The sequence below is a fragment of the Spongorhabdus nitratireducens genome (genome assembly GCA_947387575.1).
GTDB lineage: Bacteria > Pseudomonadota > Gammaproteobacteria > Pseudomonadales > Endozoicomonadaceae > CANDOC01.
This window is the reverse complement of record CANDOC010000001.1, coordinates 662995-680276: the sequence shown is the minus strand read 5'-3', so window position 1 is coordinate 680276 and position 17282 is coordinate 662995. Positions and strand designations below refer to the sequence as shown.

The window sequence follows — 17282 nt, the reverse complement described above, 5'->3', positions numbered from 1 at the left end:
TGACTAACAGGCAGTGTTTCGGTAAAACTACCACATCATCAGGTACAGTCGCTTTTCACATAACCCATATCTGTGTGACTAATATTACTTCTCAAATGACTAAAACATAAAAGTATTGCCACAGTAGCTGTTTTCTTTTGCCTGTTAAGAGAAGGCATGAGGGCGGTTATAACAGCAAGCGATCCACAAGCAATGCAAGAGGTGTTTATGTGTGTAATGCCGGTTTGCAGGTTGTTGTCTGGATGTCTCATCGGACTGTTTTTTGTTATTACATCAATGGCGGGTGCGAATACTCAGTCATCGACAGGGCATGCTACTGAAGTTCAAAACCAACCGCTGGTGTTGTGTGGTTGTACAGGTTCGAGTGGAGCAAAGGCTGACCGCAACAGGGAGAAGCTGGAAGCCTGGGGACATAACAGTACCGAGATTACGGTGCAGCAGATGGCCTTTATCGCCAATAGCAGCCAAACCCTGCAGCGGCATGCAGATTGTCTGATCGCTCATATGGCAAAAAAACTTGAGGCATATAAGTCCGGTGGGACTGGTGCATACTGGATGCGATATCAGGCCAGGCTGACACCCGGGCAGAAGGTCTTAATGCTGCTGGAGTGTTACAGAGTGCAATTGCCTCCGATGTCCCCTTTTAACTGGGGTCACATTCCCGAGCGTTTGCTGGAAGTACCGGGTGAGGAAAGTGGGGCTCTGATACGGGATATTGGACCCTTTATTGCCGAGCTGGATGGGCTTTATCAGCATTGCATCAATATCGAGGGGTGCTATCTGGAAGGTCACAATTACCAGCTGGTAAGTACAGATATGGAAACGCTATACAGTGTTGATGGACTGGCTGCATCGGCTCGCCATATTGCATGGGCCTATGGTGGTGACTATGCCATCGTCAGATACCCGGTGGGGAACGAAAGTGATGAGCTGACAAATGTTTTAACGCTGTGGTTGGGGGGCACACTGGGTAATCAGGTGCAACCCTGCTGTTATCATGCCGTATTAAGGGCACTGATGTATGCTGCACCGCAGTTGTCTCATACGATCAATGCTATGTTGTTGCCTAATCTGCCCGGGCGCAAGCCTTATTACACTGCTGATCTGGCCGCTGAATACAGCACACTTGGGCAGCATGACAGTGAGCTTGCAGCTTGTGGAACAGTCATCGGCCTTGATGATATTTTGTCTGTTGTCGTACACCAGCCGGATCTGGTTAATGGCTTTGAGGATGTCGCTCCGGCCATTATGGGTTCACGTGAATATATCACCTCGAACATGAGGCCGCAGAATTCATGTGTAGAGAATCTGGAAAACATTATTACCATTCTCCGGGGTAAAAGCTGGCGCGATCTGGGTGTTGTCTTTTCACGTCTGGGATGGGATTTGCGACCTTTACGTGATGCCTGGGAGCACTCAAGAGGTTCGGCCGTTAGTTATCATCAACTTCAAACCAGTATGACAAGGGCTAATGACGTCATCGCCGAGACTCACCGCGGGTATCTCAAGATGCGTCTGGCAGCAGACTGGAGTGAGCTTGATTATGTACTTGCTTATAAGTTGCTGGGCCGGCAGAAAGCGCTCGATATGAGGGAAAGTAACAAGAACCTTTCAATGTCAGTTGAAAGCGTAATGGTGCTCTGGGAACAAAAGTCACATACCTGGTCGCAGACACTACAGGCCCTCAATGATCTTAGTCCGGTGCTGGGGAAACTTGTCGCGACACTGGAAAAAGAGTGCAATCCGCCGGCCAGCACAGGCAGCAAGCTGACAGATCAGCCGCCCCCGTATCATGTGGCTGTAACAACGACCGCTCAAATGCACACGCCATTTACCACCGGAACTTATGTTGTCTCCGTTCCCTCTGCGCCACCGGCGATGACAACAACATATCAACCGGGCCCAGGTATCAATCGAAATACAACAATGAACATTACTGGGCCTGCAGCAGTCAATCTGCCACCCTATCAGCAACAGCCGGGGGGGTATAACTATGGGCAGGCGGCTGTTCAGGTTGAAACCCTTCAGGTCGGGCTTCAGAGAGATGACAATACTACAGGCAATATGAATCATCGCGCATCGCAGGTGTCATCATTACCGTCACAGCAGCAAGGCAGATATGCAGGGTTCTGCAAAGAAATGATTCGAGTTTTTACTGCTCAGTGTACTCCGCAGGCGAGGGCTAAAGCCTGCGATATATTGATGAGAAACAATCAGACTGAAGCTACCCGCTTGGTCACACTGCTGCGTAGTTATATTCTGCATACTGTTCAGCCCGGCGTCGGGTTGGATATTTTGCATCTTGGCTCCGGCTCCTCGAGCCCGGGCTGTTTACCCGCGCTACAATCACGGGGCTTTATCGAGTTCGGCATCAAAGAGATATTTACCAACCTTGTGCTTGTCCGTGACCGTTGTATGACCATGTGTGACTCTTATCTTGCTACGGCCAGTCCTGAGCATCAGATTGCAATGTTTGTAATGATGATAAACGCCGGAATGAACAGCACCGGTATCAGAAGCACCCGCTTTAAAACCACGGATCAGGAAGGTTTTGAGGTTATCCGGTCAATTTGCAAATGTTTCGACTTCGTCAGGGGTTGTGGACGTGAACGTTATGAATTTCAGCAGGATGCTGATGCATTTGCCGATATTTTTGCGCCCGGCGTGTAATGAATCCGGAAATGGGTGAATCCCGGTGTGAAGTCTCATCGTATAAGTCAGTTCCTCAATGACCAATGATGACTACACATTATGACGCGAAATATTCCGGTGCTTTCACTACTGCTGGCACTTGCATCGATACCTGCTGCAGCTGAAGAGGTTGACCTCAACACAGCAGAAATAGAACAGCTGCTCAGCGGTAATACCATCAGTGGTGTTCACTATCAGAAGCAAACCAATCAGTATTTCTCTGAATCGGGCCTTACACTCTGGGCTGCTGAAACAGATAAAGCCCCTTCCGAGGGGCAGTGGAAAGCGGAAAAAAACCGATACTGTTCCGATTTTGGCAGTGGCTGGAACTGCTACAAAATCGTAAATGATACCAAACAGGGCATTTACTATTTTATCGGCAATGATTTCCGGGCTCCGTTTGTGGGCCGTCAGGGTTATCATTTCAGGCTTCAGTTCCGCTAACTCCGGTCAATTTATCAGCCCCCCTCCAGGGCTCTCTTCCTTGATGACGAGAGCCTTTGCTTACCCGTCATTGCTACACCCCTAGGGGTAGGAAAATGATCCATTAGAGATTCAAAGTGGTTTTCACGCTCGCGCATCCGGTGTCGTTTACTGTGTTCTTCAGAGTGAGTACGATAGCTCATTAAGTAATTGAGGTTTACGAACCCGGGTCAATACTGGCTTCGGTCCAGTCACAGGCATATTTTGCAGGTGAGGGCGGTAGCGTATCTGCTTCCTGTGAGTACGCAGCAACTTACAGGCAGTGCGAATAATACCAGTAGTAATAAGGCTATCTCGCTCTATTTTTTAAATTAACAATAACAGGGAACCCAATGCACAAAGATGTAGAGAAATATATGGATGGTGACCGCTCAATTCTCTGGGCACGATTCTATGCCACCTTAATCGACGTTATTATTTTTATCATATTGTTTTATACGCCCTTGACCCTTTCCATTGTTTACGGTGCCAGGACTGAAGGCATCACCTACATGGCCTTTATTTTTCCGGCATTCGTAGTGCTTTACTACTGGGTAATGGAGGTCAGGTTCGGAGGCACCATCGGAAAATTCGCCATGAAGATCAAAGTTGTAAACGCTGAAGGCAATTATCCTTCAGTCGGGCAGGTATTTTTGAGAACAGTGACCCGGCCGGTCGAGGTAAACCCTTTTTTCCTGGTTGCAATACCTGCGTTTGTCTTTGCTTTCTTTACACCAAAGAGACAGCGGCTGGGTGACTTGATCTCCAAAACCTACGTGATACCAAGATAAGTGACTGAAGCTCACTTCTTTTATCGACAGGTATCAATATCCCGTATTCATCAAGGAGTTCAAAATGGGACTATTTTCAGGCCTGCTGGGCAATGCAGGCACCGTATCGCCGGAAGAGCTGCAGGAAAAATACAGCAACCTGCTTATTGATGGGGAACAGGTTGATATCGGCTTTATCCTGATCAGGGATACCTTCATCTTTACCAATAAGCGACTGATCCTGGTCGATATTCAGGGTATGACCGGTCGTAAAACCGAGTATCTTTCCATCCCTTACAAGAGCATCTCCAAGTTCAGCATTGAAACGGCCGGCCATTTTGACCTGGATGCAGAGCTTAAAATCTGGATTGGCAGTGATACTGAACCGGTTGAAAAGAAATTTAACCAGAAAGTGAATATTTACGATTTACAGAAGGTGCTGGCTTCTCACACGCTGGGCTGATTGAGGCTTCAGTAGTGCCAGCGATTCAGGTTTGAACCCGGCTTGCTGGCACTGCTGGTATCATTATCTCTTCTAGCCTGCCGGTAAGTAGTTTTGTAGCAGTTGATATTCAGGGTGTGCAGTAGGTACTTGCCGGAATGATTTGTGAAAGGTTCGTAACTGAAAAGACTGACACGAAGAACAATTTGCTTCTAAAAATCAGTTGAGCCTCAAGATAATGTAATCAGCAAATTTATCTTAATAAATCAAAATTAGTATGTGTGAACCATCATTAATTAATTGAGATAAAAGTCATCTTTGATTCTAGATACTCATTCAGTTGTGAACTATAAATTCCAACAGTGTTATTTCTCTGGAAATTGATATTAATCATATGATTTTATGCAGAGTATTAATCTTGCTCCTCATCCTTGTTTCTGGGTGTTTATCCGCTTCTGATCATGACAAGAAACCTTTAACAGACATGATCGCTAGACTGGAAGCTATCAGGCAGGATGTTTTAGACAGATATGAAACAGAGAGACAAGAATATAAAGTACTTAAGTTCTTTCGGCTGGCATATATGTTTTCCAGAGAAAATGAATGCCTGCACCATATTTTTTCTCCTATACATATTGATGAATATGCTAGATACCCATTATCCCAGAGTGCCACATGGATCCTGTTAAAAAGCCGCTTCCCTCGAGCTGTAAGAGATGGCAGTTTGATTCATATTGACATTGAAGACCCGAATCAATATGAAGATATTTCAGTTCATGATTTCATTCCGGAGCCAGCACATAAGAAATACATTGCAACACTTGAGCGTGAAATCAAACTTCATAATCGAGAACATTCAACTAAAAATAAAAGTCTTGAGGAGAAGCTTTTCAGAGTAAAAGTTGGCAGGGAATATTCTGCATGGTTTGAGCACCATATCAAATTCAGCTATCCAATTTTGCCATTGGTTCGCTTTTTCGTCTGTGAGCTTGAGAAAATGAAAGATCAGGCATGGTGCATTTACACTCTGAAAATAGACGAGGGCACTATAATAGCTGTCTGCATCAGGCGTTCAGCAAACACCCTTATTATATTTCCAACCAATGTAGAATTAAACTATGGTGCACTTGGACGACTTTCAGTTGTATTAATGTCAGCCGTAGATATTGTTAACCGACAAGAGGGCAGGGTACATTACGATAAAATAAAACTTCATTGTTTACCATTTCAGCGCTGCCACGCAGTCCATTCAAGATGTTCATTGCTGGTAAGAGATATTCAGATACTGCTCAATCAACCAATGGTGCCAAATTCAGGTTACAAACGGATGCCTGTACGCCCGTTAACATGTAGTTTCTGGCATCCCATCATGAGTGAAACGTTAACCCTGTGGAATTCTGGTTTAACCGTTAACGGATGTGATTTCCCGATACAATCTGCTATCCCCCTGGAAGAAATAAAACTCAGGATATCTGCTACAGCTTTACTCGATATAGTTCCTTTACCCGATGACGCCGGACATGTTTTCCGGCCTGAGCTCTTACAACTATACAGACTGACCCAGTTTCCCAAAGAATTTCTCTATCTTGCCGAAGACCCGAAGATGCTGAAAAAACTGTCGAAAACCTTTCCGGTTTCAGCTCGACAAGATGCAGAATGTTTTATTCGAAAATACTGTGCTCATGATGGCAAAGGCAGCTCTGTAGCGGCAAGACTGGAATATATGGCTCAAGTAATCGAAATTTTTAAATGTGCATCTAAATGGGACTGCAGCTTTAGACCGATACCTGAACATATAGATGTTTACAGTACGTTTATTGAAAGCGGAGTTTACCCTAGACCTCCTTTCTTTGTTCCAAGGTAATAGTATTTAATCAGAATATCACTGCGGACAGATCATCCTCATTAGGAAGAAAAAATGCGCCCTGATTTCAGGGCGCAAATCACAGAGAAAACTGTTAACTGGTCTTTTCGAATGGACTAAACACACTGCACACCTTCCCCGTTACGGCTGCTTTGGTGCCTCCGTAAATCATACCTGCAGCAGATCCGATATAGGCTCCGGTTAATACCTGGGGGACAACAGCCAGTCCTTTGCGCGCCAGCTTTAATGAATTGATAGCCGGTCTGGACTTAAAGTTACGTATCAGATCAGTCGTGCTGGTCCGGCCAGCAACCAGAGTCCAATGGGTTCTTTGTCCCTTAACAAAGCCATTTCCGGTGCCTTTCAGTATGGCAACCAGTCGCAAGCCAAAGCGCTTGAGTGCAGAAGGTTTCTTGGGCGTGGTCTTGTTAGCGGCAAATAAAGCATTCGGGTGAAGAGTCTTGGTTGCTGTAATCATAAGCTTGCTCCCTGTGTATGTGTTAGTCGCACTATCCTGTGCACTTGGTTAAAACTATACGTAATAAGCAGTGAGCAAGGTATTAGACCAAGGTAGGAGACAGAGCCCTGATCAGCTGGAGGCTGCGGATTATCAGTTGACGGCGTCCCATGATTACGGGATCAATATAGCAATATTCAAATGAAAGAGAGTCCCGGATCATGGTGAATTTTCTTAAGAAGTTTGAACGCTATATTGCCATCTGCCTTGCGGTGCTGATGGTCATTGTCGTCCTGCTGGCCACCATTGATCTGGCCTGGGCCATTATAAGAGACGTACTGAGCCCACCGGTACTACTGCTGGGTGTTGATGAGATATTCGATATTTTCGGCCTGTTCCTGATTATCCTGATCGGGGTTGAATTACTGGAGACCATCAAGGCTTATATTATCGAGCAGGTTTTCCATGTTGAGATCGTACTGGAAGTCGCGCTGATTGCTGTTGCCAAAAAAGTGATTGTGCTGGATCTGGAAAAATATGACAGTGGCCAGCTGATGGCGCTGGCGTTGCTTATTCTGGCAGTGTCTATCGGTTATTACCTGATCAAGCGGTTTGTCTGTGCGGTGCCAAAAACAGAAGAGCTGGATCAGCAATAATATAATAACTGTGCTGCTCTATTGAGCCTCCGGCTTTCGGACCGCACGCCGGAAATGGCGCATATCAAAGGTGATCAGTTTCATGGTTGCTGGTGCTTTATGCTCATTATCTGACTCCGGAAGCCAGTCTCCCTGAATATAATCGGCAGTTTCTATCGCCGAGCCGTAATTTCCTGTCACCATTATTCCCAGGGATAACTGAGCCCAGGGTGTTTTACAGGACGGGGCACGGCCCGTTGTGATTGCTGCCATTGTGGTATCAATCACAACTACCAGCTCGGTTTCAAACAGCAGGCTGGCCAGCATCAGTTCAATAGCGCGATAGCCGTATTGATTGAGAATACATTGAGATAATGCAGCATCAGTAAAATAGCCTGAAGCATACGTTCCGGTAATATGCGCCAGTTCGTCCAGAATATGTGCCAACTGTGTCAGCTCAGGATTGCTGTCGGTTTCGGGTACCAGCTCATGAAACAGGTCATAAAAGACTTCATCATTACAACTCGAGCGCAGGCAGGAGAAGGTGGCTAAATCACCTCTCAGTAATCCGGCCCCGGCCTGATGCCGAATCCACTGGTTCAGATTAGCGCCAAATCCCATCGCATTCAGGGCCGCAACAACCTGCGGACGGGTTGCTTTCTGTAGCCGGTTTGAGTGGTAGCACATAACAAACTTGTGACTCTCTCCGCCGGGCTGAACAAATTCGACTGATGACTTTTCAATACTGTTTCGGAGTAATGTCCGGTATTGTTTCGGCAACGGGCGTCCTGAATCCTTTTGGTATAGCCACTCCAGTAGTTTCTGTGGATTCTGTATTTGGCTGATCGGGCGCAGGGCCGGGCAGACGGCTTCGTACACCAGTTCATTTTTATGAATGGCAAAGACAAGGTCGATGTTGCTGCTGTTTCCCGAAACCAGCTTGCCTTCCAGCCAGTGTCCCAGCGACAGCACAAGCCCGGCCTTGAATAGCAAATCACGACTGCGCAGCTTTTTCATCAGTGCATGATCTGACTGCACCAGCCGTTGATAAACCTGGGATCGCGATGTTTCGCCAAACCTCAGGCTGGCCACTGTATTCATACAGTAGAGGTTTAAAACCAGTTTCAGATAGACAAGCTGTAACTGCAGTCGGGGTAATGAAGCAGGTACCTCAAGGGCGGTCTGTTCAAACCTGTCAATAGTGGCCAGCAGCCAGGACTTCCAGCATGGCCCGATATACAAACTGCATAACATCAGACATTCCGCACAGCTGCCATTGTCCGGAGGTTGCCAGAGCTGGCGGCTTCTGCCATGCCGTCTGGTTTCCTCATGGCTGGCATCGGTTGCGGGCAGATCCGGCAGCGCTGACACTTCAGCAATGGGAGGGTTTGCTGTTGTCGGCGCATCGGGGATGATAACTTCACTCGAATGTGCAGGATTTTGTATTGAATCGTCTGAACGAGCCAGGGCTTGCGATGCTCTGTATGTTACCGGAAATGTCTGCTGTAATTGTGTTCGCTGCCTTTTACGGCGTGAGTTTGACGGCCTTTGTCTTACCTGACCCGATGTTTTCGGACTATGAGGCATCGCTTTAGTATCAGATTCAGGGACTTTTTTCGGTAATGTAATATCGTCTGGCCGGGGAATATGTTTCTCTCTCTCCCGATCCAGTACGGTAATACTGGTGCGATCATCCACTGTCTGCTGACGGCCTTTATTTTTCTGGCGGACACCTGAGGAGCCCATAAAGTCACTCAGCCTGATCGGGGCAGGGTGCGTGCCGGTTTTATAGTGTGTTTTTAATGGTTCGCGCAGCTGATGTTCAGATGACAGGATTCCGCAGGGCGTCTCGCTCTCCACATGGGTTATTACTTGATATTCACCCTCCAGCCCCGACTGTTGATTAAGGGCATCATATTGATTGAGTCCGGCTTCGGTAGTGATTACAAAGTTTGAAAATGCCATCGGCGGGGACACGCTGTAGGTCAGGATATAGTAATTCGGATACAGATAGCCCAGGTATTCACAGTTGTTATGATGTTCGGGGTAAATCCGGAAGACGGCACCATTGATATCAACAATAATCGGAGAGTGTTCGTAATCTTCGATGATGACATCAATAAAGCTGTCCGGTGTGGCGGGTAAGGTAAATGTAATCGAGGGATGAATGCAGTAGCTGCTCTGATAGGCCACTGCAACAGCAGAGAACAGCAGTGGCCGAAGTTCATTCTGAGTGCTGACGGGCACTTTTACTCTGAAGTCTTTGAGTATCTGGTCAATCAAATGACGTTGACCAATACTGCGAGGCGCAGCAAATGCCTGAAGCGACACCAAGGACAGAAAGAACAAAATGATAACAATATGTATTTTATGATTTTGTCGCATGCATCAACCGATTCTGATAGAAACTACAAAACAGAAATATCCAGTTGGCAAAACAATTAAATACAACACTGGCTCTTAAAAAACTGCTAAGCCTTTCTTGCCTGGTAACGGCCTCCGCTGATTAAATCGTTATGTATGAAAATCATTGTTGTTGCAGGTCGGGCTATCTATCCCGGCCGTCAAGGATATCAAGCATAATCCGACACCGGGATTTATCCAGATCAGAAGGGGCAGGTGGTAAGCGTGCAGGATAGCGGGGCTATCTTTCTTTATCCTGATCGGATGCGTATATCATCGTTGCATGAAGTAAAATATCGTATTGAAGACGGCCCCTGATTCCTGAATCATCAGGGGTTTGGTTTCGATATAGACAATGAAAGCGCTGATACCTTTGCTGGGATTCTTGGCAATATTCTGGATGTTTGTCTCACCCAAAAGTTTTTGGGGATTCTTCGGCCCCGTTTTGCTCTGGCTGTTTGGCCTGTTCTTTTTTGGAGCCCTGAGCATCGGATTAAGCGACTCCGGGAAGTGGACTGGCGGGGTAGCTCTGTACCTTTTGGGCTCTATAGGTTTGTTCTTCTATTACACCAATAGACGCGAGGAAAAGTAAACTGCTGGCAGCTTATTCCGTGACCAATAATAAAGGCTTATGATTCCGCTAACATTTATAAAAATAATACAAAATGATCTTTTTCCTGATGGCCGCTTTATGCGGCCTGCTCGTTGCCCCGATACTGACATTATTGCATGAGCTGGGGCACGCAATACCGGTGCTGGCCTCCGGCGGCAAAGCAGAAATCTTGCTGGGCGAGCGTAACTACAGAATTACTCTAAAACTGAAAAACCTGCAGATCAGGATAGCCGGGCTGTCTTTCTTTAACGGGCATTGCTACTGGGAGCGGGATATGCCTGCCAGGTTAACCCTGCTGGCACTTGTACTGGGGCCGCTGGTATCGCTGGCGATGTCATTGGCAGCATTCAGCCTGATATTTACCCCGGGTTACGCTTCAGCAGTCTATTCCCTTGCCACATTTATTGCGGTGTCATCCGCTATCCAGTTTTTGATGACGGCACTGCCGATGCAGTACCCAAGATTCTTAAGCGGGTATGCCGGCATGCAAAGTGATGGTTATCAGATAGTTCAGGTATTAAGGCAGTTAAAGCGTGAGATATAAAGTCAGCACTCAGCACCCGGTTTCCCAGGAACCCTACATAAAGCTAATCAACAAATGGCGGCTGGGCGCCGGAGTATTTGTGGCATTGATACCTTTACTGCTCTCTTTTCTGACCAGTGATATTCCTGTTAGCAGAACAGAGATTAACAGGTTTGAAGGTGTGGTTCAGTCGGCTGATTGCCATCCCGGCAAACACTCTGCCAGCTACAGTACAAGGATAAAACTCGACGGCCAACCCGATTATCTTGATGTTTACTTCTCAAGCAGAGATGGGTGTAAAGGTATTGCTGCTGCCGATACAGTCAACAGAGTCGCTATATTCAGCATGTTCGAAGATCACGTGCTTGGCTTTGAGGTTGGTGGAAGAGTGCTTGCCGATGAGCATATCTCGATCGAGGCTCTGGAAACCGGGGGAACATCAGCAAAGCAAATTGGACTGTTTTTCTCCATCTTTTTCGGTTTGGTTGTGATGCACAATCACAACTCCAGAAAGAAAAGCGCGCAAACAGCCTGACTCCGACAGTAACCGTGTACTTAAGCTGGCTGATATCGTAATAATTACTACTGACACTACCAGCATATTCAGCCTGCTTATTTTATGAAAACCCTTATCCTTGGCATTCTACTGATTGTTCTCACTGCGCCTGCACAGGCCTGTCCGAGTAGCCCACTGCGCGAGGTGGCCCGAACCCTTCAAGGTTATGTATCACGCTCCGATGTCGCTTTTCTCGGGAAATTGGAGTCAGAGCAGATTGAAAACGGATATATTCAAACGGCTACGTTCAGGGTTCGGGAATCATATACCCCGGTCCTTAAGAACGGGCAGCAGGTAGTTATAAAGAATTATCAAAACTCAAGCTGCTCGGCCATATTTGGTCCTGTCGGTACTGACTATTATGTTTTTCCCAGAACTGATGAAGCTGGCGATTTTTATATCAGCATGTCTGCAACCTTCACTCCCAAAAGTATGGCTGACGAGGCGGGCGTGAGACCCATAAGAATAAGGACCCGGCCCGATATACGACGTTACCCCTGAGCCAGCGCTTTTGTATCGAGTCTTTTTATGTCATAAAGCACCAGCCCACATAAGAAAACAGCAAAGTGACCATCACAGGTTGAATGGATCACTCAAGAAGGAGTCATGTTGTGGAACTGGAATTCTTTTCAGCATCCCTGATTAATCTGGTTATTAATCTCGGCTATTCCCTGATTGCCATTATTGTCAGTGTCTATGCGTTGCTATGGGTCGACAAAAAGCTACTGAAAGAGGTTGATATTGAAGAGGAGCTGAGAAAGGGCAATATGGCGGTCGCCGTGTTTTCATCCGCCATTCTGATGTTTGTGGCGATAGTGATTGCGTTTGGATTCAAGGGATGAGCAACAATAGCCTGCGGGTTGTTGTATCCATCGTCATGGTGGCTACTGCGATCATTACGACCAGTCTGCAGGAGTATCGTGACAACAAGGATATTCGGGCTGATATCGAAGTAGCGCTGGATGACCTGAGCGGAAAAGATCTGAATCCTGCTCCCGGGGAACAGTCACTCGAGATCTTGCCGGCAGGTCGTTATGTATCAGACGCGGAAATCGAATCGCTGCTGCAGCGTTCATACGGCAAAAGTCAGGCATATATTTACTCCTACCGGGGCGTCGGCCCCTACACCATGTCCGCCCAGGGCACTGATCAGTCTCATTACCTGGTCAATACCTTTTTGGAAGGTTACCAGCCATTTGCCGTCGAAAATGTAATGATGCCGCTCTATGTTTTGTCCCAGCGCAAGTCTTATGTGCTGGATGAAGAGCAGTACGACGGCCGGCCTGAAGTGTGGCAGACCAGTCGTCAGGCCTTTTTATATCCCCGCGGCGATTGTGAAGATCATGCCATTGCGCTGGCCGACTGGCTGATTGAAATGGGACATGATGCCCGGGTCGCCATCGGTGATGTTGATGGCAATGGCCATGCCTGGGTCATATTGTTCCGGGATGGTAAGGAGTATCTGCTGGAAGCCACTCAGAAGTCAGGGTTGGGACGTAATAAACCCTATCCGGTTGCATCGCTCTATATCGACTATCACCCGCAATATATGTTTAACCGCGAGCATTTCTGGGTTAATAAGGGGAGTAAGCTGACGACTCGCTATTCCGGAGAGAAGTGGAAGAAGGTGAGTCGGTATATAGCTGGAAGTAACTGAACATGCATGACCTACTATAATGTTTGGGTATCAGGCTGATTGCATCTCGGCTAGCTCGATAAACAGCTTTGGGTGAGTATTACATGCAAAAGGTTCGAGATTTCTACAAGGCATTGAAATTTGTCGATACGATTCTAAAAATTGTTATTATTCTCTCGCTCATAACAGGTTTCGTGATGTTTGTTGTAATGACAAACTCGCTTGCTACGGCATGGGCTATTTTTGCAGCCTTTCTCTCCTGGGTCATAAAAGTAGTGCTCCTCGGAATAGGGTATACGCTTGTTCAGATTGCAGAAAATACAGCACCGGAAGAACACCGGAGTGATCCCGATGTTTTTATCCCGGAGGGAGATCTTGAACAACAATTTATTTTACTTTACGAGAATGAAGATAATGCGGAGTATATTTCTGACTCTATGCATAGAACATACAAAGGACTCAAAGAGAATCACTCTATCCCCAAAGTTGTATTGAAAACTGCTATTAAGAATATTCGTTCCAAACGAAGACCGTCCTGATGCTCTGGTCACCTTGTATCCTGAATTTTAAACATTTGAGAGAAGCAAGGCTTTCCCTCAAATGTTACTTCCGGATCATACGGTATACAGGCGTACCAAAGCGCTTTTTACCGGTTCCTGTCTTCAGCAGTGGCCGGCCGATATTATCCTGGGTAATCTCCATCTGACCGCCTTCAACCAGCATGCCCTGGGCATTGGTCTTCTGGGCGCGGGTCAGTGGTGATCTCCAGTCCGGCACCCGGCGGCTGAGTTCTGTTTCAGCAGCCAACCAGGCAACCGAGGCAGCAACTTCACCGGTACGATCCTTACCGCTCTTACAACTCCAGTGGGGTATTGCACCAATCTTCCAGGCCAGATAAATCAAACGCTCGGCCAGTTTACAGGCATTGTTGCCTTCCCGCTGATAGGCCTTGCAGTGCCAGATATCACGGATCTGAGCGATTAATTCGAGCACGGTAGCGACATCCGGATGCCCCGGGTTACTTAACAACCATTCTCCTGCCCAGCCACCAATATTATGCCCCGGAATATGATTTCCAATCAGGGTCGTCAGTGCCGGATTATTGTAGCGGTTGGATTCCCACCAGGTACCATCCATTCGACCTGCCAGTCCCTTCAGTCCCAGTGCGATTCCGTTGACGCCCACATTGAAAACGGCCAGCTGAATATCAACCTGCACCGGATGAATGCCTCCGCTGGCATCCCGCAATATTACCGGTAAGCCCTGGGCAACCACATCATGAAGCGCCTGCAGCTGTTCCCGGAACATCGACAGCTCATCATCATGAAAGCCGGTAAAATGGCGAATAAAATCAGTGGAAAGCAGGGCATTGGACATCAACCTGAGCCTAATGGTTTTACCTGCTTCAGCATCACGAGCCAGCTGAGGGTTAGCAGCAAACTGCTGTAACAGTGCCGCGGTGATCACTTCACGGGCACGACGCTGATTTGCCAACAACCGGTCACGATCATTCTTGATTCCGAATGCACACAGGGTACCTGAACGAACCCCCAGGAACAGGGGATCATTGAATTCATTTCTGACATCGACCGACCAGAGATTGGCCGCATGATAGGCTTCATCCCTGATCATCGAACTGATTCCGCCCACATCCGGGCCGACAGCATATGGCAGTCGGCTATAGCCGGCTTCAAACGGGGTGTGATGACCGGGCAGACCAATGTCATAACGCATTTTACTGGCGGGAGTCTGGGTCATACTGATCAGGATGGTTTTATCGCCCCTGGCCGTTGGCACGGTTTTGTGAACCACTTCCCAGGGTAACTCGACCAGCACATCCTTGCGGGCTTCTTCCATCAGGCGTTTTGCATCCCGGCCACTCATTCCGGAAGTTTTCAGTTCTTTCGCCATCGACTTCTGATAGTTTTTCAGCTCCCGCTGCATATGCTCCCTGTCGCCATTGGGCTCCAGCATGGGGAGTTCATTCAGTTGCAGGGTAATTTCCGACTGTAGTTCCAGCAGATTATCGACCAGCACCTGCTTACGTTCGGACAAACCGCCGGATTTGTTGGACAACCTTTGAAATTCACGGCGAATGGCCAGCAAGACAGCTTCCAGTTCTACCTGATGGCCCCTTCGCCACTGGTCCTCATTGCGAAAGTCACCTTTGTGCAACATATCGAGGTGAGTGACAGCAACGTGCAGCCGTGCCTGCTGATGTCTGATAGCAGCCTCTGTATTGCCGAGGTCTGACAAGGCTCTTATGTAGCTGCCAAAGGTAAGAAAACGGTTGAGTCGGGTGGCATGACGGCGCAGTTCTTCGGCCTGTTCATTGTAGTTCTGGCCTGTGGCAGCGGCTTCATAGGGGGATCTTTCCAGTAAAACCGTAGTTCTGGTATTGGCCTGATAGTATTCGTCGACAAGAGGGCTTACAGCCGGCTCTTCGGGCGCCAGTAACCACTGGGCTTCGATATCCCCCTGATTTCTCTTGCCAGCGTAAACCGGGCCCCAGATCAACAGTAAAGTGACCAGGCTGATTATTATTCTGTACACTCCATCCCCCAACCAAATTCATCCTTTCGGCAAATTTAGACGAGGGTGCAATCGTTAAGTTCATTGAGAGAGCTTCAGACGTTGGTAGGAGAGGCAGGCTGTCGGCTATTCTTCTGCTGACCCCGCGTGGTTTCGGGTACCGATTTTCCTCGATCCAGAATATGCCGCTATGTACTCTCCCGTAAAAAGTGCTCTCCGTCGTAGCTTCTGGCTGGCTTTGCTGGCTGTGCTGTATCTCCCCACTGCAGCAGCAAACACCATTCTCCATGCCTTTAACTGGACATACCCGGATATCAGCAGCAAGGCGGCTGAAATAGCCCGACTGGGCTATAAAACCGTGCTGGTTTCACCGCCGCTGAAAAGTACTGGCGATCAGTGGTGGGCTCGTTACCAGCCAAAGGATTACCGGGTGATTGAAAGCCCGCTGGGTAATACCCATGATTTTCGCAATATGGTTACAGCCCTCGGCAAGCATGGTGTGGCAGTCTACGCCGATGTCGTACTGAACCATATGGCCAATGAAGCCGCCGAGCGCAGCGACCTGAACTACCCCGGGAAAAAGATCCTGGATCAGTATGCGTCTAGCTGGAACCGGTACAATGAGCTCAAGTTGTTTGGTGATCTGTCCAAAAACCTGTTTTCAGCGGCTGACTTTCATCCTTCCCGCTGTATTCATAACTACAGTTCGGTGTTTGAAGTGGAAAACTGGCGGCTGTGCGGTGCCATGCCCGATACCGGGCTGCCTGACCTGACCGATAACAGCTGGGTTATTGAACAGCAGCAACACTATCTGCAAGCGTTGAAGGATATGGGGGTCAGGGGATTCCGGGTCGATGCTGCCAAACACATGTCGCTGAATCATATCAAGCGGGTGATTGCCGGTGATATCGGGCAGGGGATGCATGTTTTCGGGGAGATTATTACCAGTGGTGGCGCCGGTAATGCCGAATACACTAACTTCCTGAAGCCGTTTCTGGAGCGGTCTGACTTCGGCGCCTACGACTTCCCCCTGTTTAACAGTATCCGCAATGCCTTTGACTATGGTGGCTCACTCAAAACCCTGGTTGACCCGCTGGCCTATGGTCAGGCATTGCAGCCTGCCAGAGCTATCACCTTTGTAACAACCCATGATATTCCCAATAATCAGGGGTTTCGCTATCTGATAATGGACCCGGCCGATGAAAAGCTGGGCTATGCCTATATTCTGGGACGGGATGGCGGGGTGCCGCTGGTGTACTCCGATCATAATGAAAGCGGTGATAAGCGCTGGGTCGATGCCTGGAAGTCCACACCACTCACAGCGATGATCTCGTTTCATAATGCGGTGCAGGGGCAGCCCATGAAAATCATCGGTTCCGGTGACTGTTTTCTGCTTTTCTCACGCGGCCATTCAGATGCTGCCGGTGTCGTTGGTATCAATAAATGCCAGAGTGCCCAGGAATACTGGGTGAATACTCATGAACACAAGTTTTTCTGGAACCAGCCCTATGTTGATGTACTGAATCCTGCAGATAAATTTGAGGTTAAAAGTCAGTGGCACCGGTTTTATATTCCGCCGCGTACCGCAAAAATGTGGCTGAGACAGTAAGAGCAACAGTCAGGACTCTATACCGATACCTTTAAATAGTTTAAAAAGGCTGCAGAATGCGAACGTACCTCGTATAAACATAACAAGAG

General features: G+C 47.8%; 15 protein-coding genes. 12 read left to right on the top strand and 3 right to left on the bottom strand.

Going from position 1 to position 17282, the window contains the following annotated elements:
- Nucleotides 1-234 precede the first annotated feature (234 nt).
- The 5 genes from ACYZZ0_RS03115 to ACYZZ0_RS03095 all read left to right on the top strand — a co-directional run bounded on the left by ACYZZ0_RS03115 (nucleotide 235) and on the right by ACYZZ0_RS03095 (nucleotide 6229).
- Nucleotides 235-2670 (top strand): hypothetical protein, encoded by a 2436-nt coding sequence (locus ACYZZ0_RS03115; RefSeq protein WP_461535113.1) that lies wholly within the window; start codon nucleotides 235-237, stop codon nucleotides 2668-2670.
- Nucleotides 2671-2751: 81 nt separating this feature from the next.
- A complete protein-coding gene (locus tag ACYZZ0_RS03110; protein ID WP_461535112.1) occupies nucleotides 2752-3135 on the top strand; it encodes a hypothetical protein in 384 nt (127 codons plus the stop codon).
- 371 nt (nucleotides 3136-3506) lie between these two features.
- Nucleotides 3507-3944: an RDD family protein gene (locus tag ACYZZ0_RS03105; RefSeq protein ID WP_461535111.1), complete on the top strand. Its 438-nt coding sequence runs from the start codon at nucleotides 3507-3509 to the stop codon at nucleotides 3942-3944.
- Between the two features lie 64 nt (nucleotides 3945-4008).
- The gene (locus ACYZZ0_RS03100) at nucleotides 4009-4386 is read left to right on the top strand and encodes a PH domain-containing protein (RefSeq protein ID WP_461535110.1); all 378 of its coding nucleotides are present in this window, start codon (nucleotides 4009-4011) and stop codon (nucleotides 4384-4386) included.
- A 463-nt stretch (nucleotides 4387-4849) separates the two neighbouring features.
- Entirely contained in the window at nucleotides 4850-6229 is a 1380-nt protein-coding gene (locus tag ACYZZ0_RS03095) for a hypothetical protein (protein ID WP_461535109.1), read from the top strand.
- 94 nt (nucleotides 6230-6323) lie between these two features.
- Here ACYZZ0_RS03095 and ACYZZ0_RS03090 read toward each other — a convergent pair whose 3' ends face one another.
- Nucleotides 6324-6707 (bottom strand): hypothetical protein, encoded by a 384-nt coding sequence (locus ACYZZ0_RS03090; protein ID WP_461535108.1) that lies wholly within the window; start codon nucleotides 6705-6707, stop codon nucleotides 6324-6326.
- 200 nt (nucleotides 6708-6907) lie between these two features.
- Between ACYZZ0_RS03090 and ACYZZ0_RS03085 the strand changes: the two genes are divergently transcribed.
- Nucleotides 6908-7342: a phosphate-starvation-inducible PsiE family protein gene (locus tag ACYZZ0_RS03085; protein ID WP_461535107.1), complete on the top strand. Its 435-nt coding sequence runs from the start codon at nucleotides 6908-6910 to the stop codon at nucleotides 7340-7342.
- A gap of 18 nt (nucleotides 7343-7360) precedes the next feature.
- On the opposite strand, the gene ACYZZ0_RS03080 is transcribed toward ACYZZ0_RS03085, so the two are convergent.
- Complete coding sequence (locus tag ACYZZ0_RS03080) at nucleotides 7361-9706, bottom strand: hypothetical protein (protein ID WP_461535106.1); 2346 nt, start codon at nucleotides 9704-9706, stop codon at nucleotides 7361-7363.
- 698 nt (nucleotides 9707-10404) lie between these two features.
- Between ACYZZ0_RS03080 and ACYZZ0_RS03075 the strand changes: the two genes are divergently transcribed.
- From ACYZZ0_RS03075 to ACYZZ0_RS03055, 5 genes are all read left to right on the top strand, one after another.
- The gene (locus tag ACYZZ0_RS03075; RefSeq protein ID WP_461535105.1) at nucleotides 10405-10881 is read left to right on the top strand and encodes a hypothetical protein; all 477 of its coding nucleotides are present in this window, start codon (nucleotides 10405-10407) and stop codon (nucleotides 10879-10881) included.
- The gene (locus ACYZZ0_RS03070) at nucleotides 10871-11395 is read left to right on the top strand and encodes a hypothetical protein (RefSeq protein ID WP_461535104.1); all 525 of its coding nucleotides are present in this window, start codon (nucleotides 10871-10873) and stop codon (nucleotides 11393-11395) included. The genes ACYZZ0_RS03075 and ACYZZ0_RS03070 overlap by 11 nt, the downstream gene beginning before the upstream one ends.
- Before the next feature lie 632 nt (nucleotides 11396-12027).
- Nucleotides 12028-12258 carry a DUF350 domain-containing protein gene (locus ACYZZ0_RS03065; RefSeq protein ID WP_461535103.1) on the top strand — a complete coding sequence of 77 codons (231 nt, stop codon included), beginning with the start codon at nucleotides 12028-12030 and terminating at the stop codon, nucleotides 12256-12258.
- Entirely contained in the window at nucleotides 12255-13073 is an 819-nt protein-coding gene (locus tag ACYZZ0_RS03060) for a hypothetical protein (protein ID WP_461535102.1), read from the top strand. The genes ACYZZ0_RS03065 and ACYZZ0_RS03060 overlap by 4 nt, the downstream gene beginning before the upstream one ends.
- Nucleotides 13074-13156: 83 nt before the next feature.
- Complete coding sequence (locus tag ACYZZ0_RS03055; RefSeq protein ID WP_461535101.1) at nucleotides 13157-13591, top strand: hypothetical protein; 435 nt, start codon at nucleotides 13157-13159, stop codon at nucleotides 13589-13591.
- 64 nt (nucleotides 13592-13655) lie between these two features.
- On the opposite strand, the gene ACYZZ0_RS03050 is transcribed toward ACYZZ0_RS03055, so the two are convergent.
- On the bottom strand, nucleotides 13656-15605 hold the full coding sequence (locus tag ACYZZ0_RS03050; RefSeq protein ID WP_461535100.1) for an inositol phosphate phosphatase SopB: 1950 nt from the start codon (nucleotides 15603-15605) through the stop codon (nucleotides 13656-13658).
- A 169-nt stretch (nucleotides 15606-15774) separates the two neighbouring features.
- Here ACYZZ0_RS03050 and ACYZZ0_RS03045 point away from each other — a divergent pair, with 169 nt between their 5' ends.
- Entirely contained in the window at nucleotides 15775-17193 is a 1419-nt protein-coding gene (locus ACYZZ0_RS03045) for an alpha-amylase family protein (RefSeq protein ID WP_461535099.1), read from the top strand.
- Nucleotides 17194-17282: the final 89 nt, after the last annotated feature.

What these genes read in the sequence shown, in the direction of transcription:
- ACYZZ0_RS03080 (WP_461535106.1), bottom strand. Translation starts at nt 9,706, where the DNA reads ATGCGACAAAATCATAAAATACATATTGTTATCATTTTGTTCTTTCTG.
- ACYZZ0_RS03105 (WP_461535111.1), top strand. Translation starts at nt 3,507, where the DNA reads ATGCACAAAGATGTAGAGAAATATATGGATGGTGACCGCTCAATTCTC.
- ACYZZ0_RS03055 (WP_461535101.1), top strand. Translation starts at nt 13,157, where the DNA reads ATGCAAAAGGTTCGAGATTTCTACAAGGCATTGAAATTTGTCGATACG.
- ACYZZ0_RS03090 (WP_461535108.1), bottom strand. Translation starts at nt 6,707, where the DNA reads ATGATTACAGCAACCAAGACTCTTCACCCGAATGCTTTATTTGCCGCT.
- ACYZZ0_RS03075 (WP_461535105.1), top strand. Translation starts at nt 10,405, where the DNA reads ATGGCCGCTTTATGCGGCCTGCTCGTTGCCCCGATACTGACATTATTG.
- ACYZZ0_RS03110 (WP_461535112.1), top strand. Translation starts at nt 2,752, where the DNA reads ATGACGCGAAATATTCCGGTGCTTTCACTACTGCTGGCACTTGCATCG.
- ACYZZ0_RS03100 (WP_461535110.1), top strand. Translation starts at nt 4,009, where the DNA reads ATGGGACTATTTTCAGGCCTGCTGGGCAATGCAGGCACCGTATCGCCG.
- ACYZZ0_RS03085 (WP_461535107.1), top strand. Translation starts at nt 6,908, where the DNA reads ATGGTGAATTTTCTTAAGAAGTTTGAACGCTATATTGCCATCTGCCTT.
- ACYZZ0_RS03045 (WP_461535099.1), top strand. Translation starts at nt 15,775, where the DNA reads ATGTACTCTCCCGTAAAAAGTGCTCTCCGTCGTAGCTTCTGGCTGGCT.
- ACYZZ0_RS03060 (WP_461535102.1), top strand. Translation starts at nt 12,255, where the DNA reads ATGAGCAACAATAGCCTGCGGGTTGTTGTATCCATCGTCATGGTGGCT.
- ACYZZ0_RS03095 (WP_461535109.1), top strand. Translation starts at nt 4,850, where the DNA reads ATGATCGCTAGACTGGAAGCTATCAGGCAGGATGTTTTAGACAGATAT.